The sequence below is a fragment of the Burkholderia sp. HMSC10F09 genome, assembly GCF_001806955.1.
GTDB lineage: Bacteria > Pseudomonadota > Gammaproteobacteria > Burkholderiales > Burkholderiaceae > Burkholderia > Burkholderia multivorans.
Map to the genome: position 1 here is coordinate 1 of NZ_KV786882.1, position 951 is coordinate 951.

General features: G+C 71.7%; 2 protein-coding genes. Both read left to right on the forward strand.

All coding sequences use genetic code 11. The annotated features are described in order from the left end of the window. Positions 1–345 precede the first annotated feature (345 nt). Positions 346–552 (forward strand): hypothetical protein, encoded by a 207-nt coding sequence (locus HMPREF3115_RS24765; RefSeq protein WP_070556495.1) that lies wholly within the window; start codon positions 346–348, stop codon positions 550–552. 123 nt (positions 553–675) lie between these two features. After that, on the forward strand, positions 676–951 hold a 276-nt coding region (locus tag HMPREF3115_RS32790; RefSeq protein WP_371089509.1), incomplete at its 3' end, for a manganese catalase family protein.

Sequence of the window (951 nt, forward strand, 5' to 3'; positions counted from 1 at the left end):
GGACGCCGCGCGCGGTGCGCGTCCGCGCCTGCCGTCGCGCGAGCGGCGAAGCGCGCGTCGGCGCGACGCGGTCTCGCAGGCGATCGGGCAACGGGGACACGGTGACCTCGGACATCGAACGGCGCTCCTGTGTGCAACCCGTGCGCACCGACGTGCGCGCGGGCCTCATGGCGCGCGATCGAAGCAAGTGCCGCGCCTGCCCGGCTCCTATCCATGTCGCACCGACGACGCGGCAGCCGCTCCGACGCGCATTTTTTACAACGACGGTTGCACCGGCCGCGCGGCGTCGCGCAGCCGGCACGCGCGATGCGCGCGAATCCGTCCCGTTCCGACAGGAGGCATTCGATGACCCGTCCCACCCCGCGCGACACCGATACGCGCGGCGAAGATCGCGGCGACAGCACGCCGGGCCCCGAAGGCAAGCGCGGCGGCACCGCGACGCCGCCGCCGCGCAGCGCGCGCGATCCGGCCGAAGGCAAGCCGCAGCCGGCCGATGCGCGGCCCGGCGCGCAACCGGCCGATCACGGCGACCGCGCCGCCGACAAGAACTGACGGACGGCCGCGCGCCCGGCGACACGTCAGCAGAAATGACAACGCGTTGAAAAACCTCGGACGCACGCGGCCACGGCCGCCCGCGCGGCGCGCGCCGCACTACGGGCCCGCGACGTGCTCGGCATCCGGCGCAACCGTCGTCCACTTTCACACGGAGGCTTCATGTTCATTCACAACACCCGATTGCAGTACACGGTGCGCGTCGACGCGCCGAACCCCGGTCTCGCGAACCTGCTGCTCGAACAGTTCGGCGGACCGCAGGGCGAACTCGCCGCCGCGATGCGCTACTTCACGCAGGCGATCACCGAGGAAGATCCGGGCCGCAAGGACATGCTGTTCGACATCGCGACCGAGGAGCTGAGCCACCTGGAAGTGATCGGATCGCTCGTCGCGATGCTG

Coding starts and splice junctions, on each gene's coding strand:
- HMPREF3115_RS24765 (WP_070556495.1), top strand. CDS start 346: ATGACCCGTCCCACCCCGCGCGACACCGATACGCGCGGCGAAGATCGC.